Raw genomic sequence first — 3,320 nt, 5'->3', positions numbered from 1 at the left:
GCGCAAGCAAATGGGGGATCCATGAAATGAAGCTCAACCTCAACACCGACTTCACCAAATTCCCGCGGGCCGTCTCCGTACTGTCCGCCGGCAACGCCGGAACCACGCTACCGTCCGGCCGGGCCATTCTCGCCCATGACGAGCGGCATTTGCGCCGCCGCGCCATCGAGCTTGCCGACGGCAGCAAGGTGCTGGTCGACCTGCCCGAACCCGTCGCCTTGAACGATGGCGACCGGCTGGTGCTGGAGGATGGCGGCCATGTCGAGATCATCGCGGCGCCGGAAGAGGGCTATGACATCCGCGCCCGCGACGGCGTGCATCTGGCCGAGCTCGCCTGGCACATCGGCAACCGCCATCTCGCAGCAAGCATCGAGGCCGGTCGCATCCTCATCCTGCGGGACCATGTTATCAAGGCGATGCTGGAGGGGCTCGGCGCCACGGTGGCCGACGTTTCCGAACCGTTCAAGCCGGTGCGCGGCGCCTATTCCGGGCATGGCGGGCAAAGCCACGATCACGGCCATGCGCATGCCCACAGCCACGCCGAAGCGCACAGCCATTCTCATGACGAAGCGCATACCCATTCGCACAGTCACGCCGGCCATCACCACGATCATGGCTGACCAGCCTTCGAACATCGCCCTGCTGCGGCTGATGGCGTGGCTGTCGCCTGCCTTTCCGGTCGGCGGCTTTTCCTACAGCCATGGTCTCGAGCGCGCGGTGCATGACGGGCTGGTTGCCGATGCCGGGAGCCTGGCCGGCTGGCTGGAAACGCTTGTCGAGATCGGTTCGGGCTGGAACGACGCCGTGCTGTTCGCCGAGAGTTGGCGCCGCGCACGCCACGCCGGTGATCTCGATGAAGTGGCGGCACTCGCCGAGGCGCTGGCCGGCTCGCGCGAACGCCATACCGAAACCATGCTGCAGGGTGCGGCCTTCCTCAAAGCGGCGGCAGCCTGGCCAAATCCGGTGCTGAAACGGCTGCCGGCTGAATGCGCCTATTGCGTCGCCGTCGGCGCTGTTGCCGGCGGCAATTCAATTGCGCTTCAGGATGCGCTGTCAGCCTTCCTGCAAACCTTCTTCTCCAACCTCGCCCAGGCGGCGATCCGGCTTGGCATCGTCGGCCAGAGCGGCGCGACCACGTTGTTAGCCGGCTTCGAGCCGCTGGCGCTGACGACCGCAGCCCGCGCCGCGCGCTCGACACTGGACGATCTCGGTGGCTGCGCCTTCGTCTCCGATGTCATGGCGATGAAGCACGAAACCCAGTATTCGCGGCTGTTCCGCTCATGACTTTTCTCGCCTTCGCGCTCTCCCTTGTTCTGCTGCTGATCACCGCGCTGCATGTCTATTGGGGTCTTGGCGGCATCTGGCCGGGCCGGGATGCGGCCTCGTGCGCTCGCGCCGTGGTCGGTTTTCGCGGTGTCGATGAGATGCCGTCGCCGTTCGCCAGTTTCGCCGTTGCCGCGTGCCTGTGCCTGGCGACACTATGGCCGCTGGCGCTCGAAGGCGTCTTTGCTTCACCCTTCCCAAAGCAGGGCCTCGCCGCCACTTCGCTGCTCATCGGCCTAGTGTTCCTGGGTCGCGGCATAGCCGGCTTCACGCCATGGTGGCGGCGGCTGGCGCCGGAACAACCTTTCGCGCGGCTCGATGTCCGCTATTATTCGCCGCTCTGCCTGTTGATCGGGCTCGGCTTTGCCATCCTCGCCATCACGGAGTTTCCGACATGACACAGACAAATGGCCCGCTGCGCATCGGCATTGGCGGCCCGGTCGGTTCGGGCAAGACGACGCTGACCGAAAAACTGTGCAAGGCGTTGCGCGACGAGTTTTCCATCGCCGTCGTCACCAACGACATCTACACCAAGGAAGACGCCATGATGCTGGCGCGGCTGCAGGCACTGCCCGAGGACCGCATCATGGGTGTCGAGACCGGCGGCTGCCCGCACACCGCCATCCGCGAGGATGCGTCGATCAATCTGCAGGCAATCGCCGAAATGAACAGGAAATTCCCGGATCTCGACATCGTCTTCATCGAATCCGGCGGCGACAATCTTGCCGCGACCTTCTCGCCTGACCTCGCCGACCTGACGCTCTATGTCATCTCGGTTTGCCAGGGCGAGGAGATTCCGCGCAAGGGCGGGCCGGCGATCACCCGCTCCGATTTCCTGGTGATCAACAAGAGCGATCTTGCTCCTTACGTAAACGTCAATCTCGATGTCATGGAGAGCGACGCCGGCCGCATGCGCGGAAAACGGCCGTTCGGCTTCACCGACCTGTCGCGCGGCAAGGGGCTGCAGGAGGTGATCGATTTCATCATCGAGCATGGCGGCCTGCGGGCCAGCGGTGCCGCTGCCAGCACGGCAGCGTGAGACAGCTATCCCTGCACCAACCAAAACCGGTTGCGGACATGGGCTGGCCACGGCATTCTTGCCGAAACCGGAGGATTTTAGGATGAGCCTTGCCCGTCTGCAAAAGGAAACGCTGACCAACCTGCCCTACTATGAGGAGCGCGTCGATCTTGCCTGCGCCTTCCGCTGGACGGCACGGCTCAACATGCATGAGGCGGTGGCCAATCACTTCTCGCTGGCCGTCAATGATGGCGGGACACAGTTCCTGATGAACCCCAACCAGGTGCATTTCTCGCGCATCAAGGCGAGCGACCTTCTGATGATCGATGCCAACGATCCAGAAACGCTCTCCGGCCCCGATGCGCCCGACCCAACGGCGTGGGGACTGCATGGCGCCATCCATCGCAATGTGCGCCACGCGCGCTGTGTCATGCATGTCCATTCGATCCACGCCACGGTGCTGGCATCGCTCGCTGACTCGACACTGCCGCCGATCGACCAGAATTCAGCGATGTTCTTCAATCGCCATGTCGTGGACGCGCATTATGGCGGGCTGGCCTTCGAGGAGGAGGGCGAGCGCTGCTCGCAGCTTCTCGTCGATCCCAAGGTCAAGGTGATGGTGATGGGCAATCACGGCGTGCTGGTCATCGGCGACACGGTCGCCGATGCCTTCAACCGCATGTTCTATTTCGAACGCGCCGCCGAGACCTACATCAAGGCGCTGTGGACCGGCCGCCCGCTGCGCACGCTTTCCGACGCGATCGCAGAAAAGGCCGCGAGCGAGATGGACGACTATCCCGGCCAGGCCGAACGCCATCTCAGCGAGTTGAAGGCGATCCTCGACGAGCAGGAACCGGTTTACCGGAATTGAGGACCCTTCTCCCCGTCACTATACGGGGAGAAGGTGCCGGCAGGCGGATGAGGGGCGGCGCAAGCCCCGAAAGTGTGGGACGAACCAAAACTCGGCCTGACCGTGATC

The 3,320-nt window shown here is 63.9% G+C and carries 5 protein-coding genes; all 5 read left to right on the top strand.

The genetic code is table 11. From position 1 onward, the window contains the following. Positions 1–26: 26 nt before the first annotated feature. The 5 genes from ureE (at position 27) to EN893_RS25215 (ending at position 3,212) form a co-directional block, all read left to right on the top strand. Positions 27–620 (top strand): urease accessory protein UreE, encoded by a 594-nt coding sequence (gene ureE / locus EN893_RS25235; protein ID WP_128361854.1) that lies wholly within the window; start codon positions 27–29, stop codon positions 618–620. Next, the gene (locus tag EN893_RS25230; protein ID WP_164748834.1) at positions 613–1,284 is read left to right on the top strand and encodes an urease accessory protein UreF; all 672 of its coding nucleotides are present in this window, start codon (positions 613–615) and stop codon (positions 1,282–1,284) included. Before ureE ends, EN893_RS25230 begins: the two co-directional genes overlap by 8 nt. Further along, positions 1,281–1,721 (top strand): DUF3995 domain-containing protein, encoded by a 441-nt coding sequence (locus EN893_RS25225; RefSeq protein ID WP_127268408.1) that lies wholly within the window; start codon positions 1,281–1,283, stop codon positions 1,719–1,721. Before EN893_RS25230 ends, EN893_RS25225 begins: the two co-directional genes overlap by 4 nt. Further along, entirely contained in the window at positions 1,718–2,362 is a 645-nt protein-coding gene (gene ureG / locus EN893_RS25220; RefSeq protein ID WP_127268409.1) for an urease accessory protein UreG, read from the top strand. The genes EN893_RS25225 and ureG overlap by 4 nt, the downstream gene beginning before the upstream one ends. A gap of 82 nt (positions 2,363–2,444) precedes the next feature. Continuing rightward, positions 2,445–3,212: a class II aldolase and adducin N-terminal domain-containing protein gene (locus EN893_RS25215; protein WP_127268410.1), complete on the top strand. Its 768-nt coding sequence runs from the start codon at positions 2,445–2,447 to the stop codon at positions 3,210–3,212. Positions 3,213–3,320 lie beyond the last annotated feature (108 nt).

It is taken from the genome of Mesorhizobium sp. M7A.F.Ca.CA.004.04.2.1, from assembly GCF_004022825.1.
GTDB lineage: Bacteria > Pseudomonadota > Alphaproteobacteria > Rhizobiales > Rhizobiaceae > Mesorhizobium.
The sequence above is the reverse complement of the archived record's forward strand: the minus strand, read 5'-3'. Positions and strand labels throughout refer to the sequence as shown.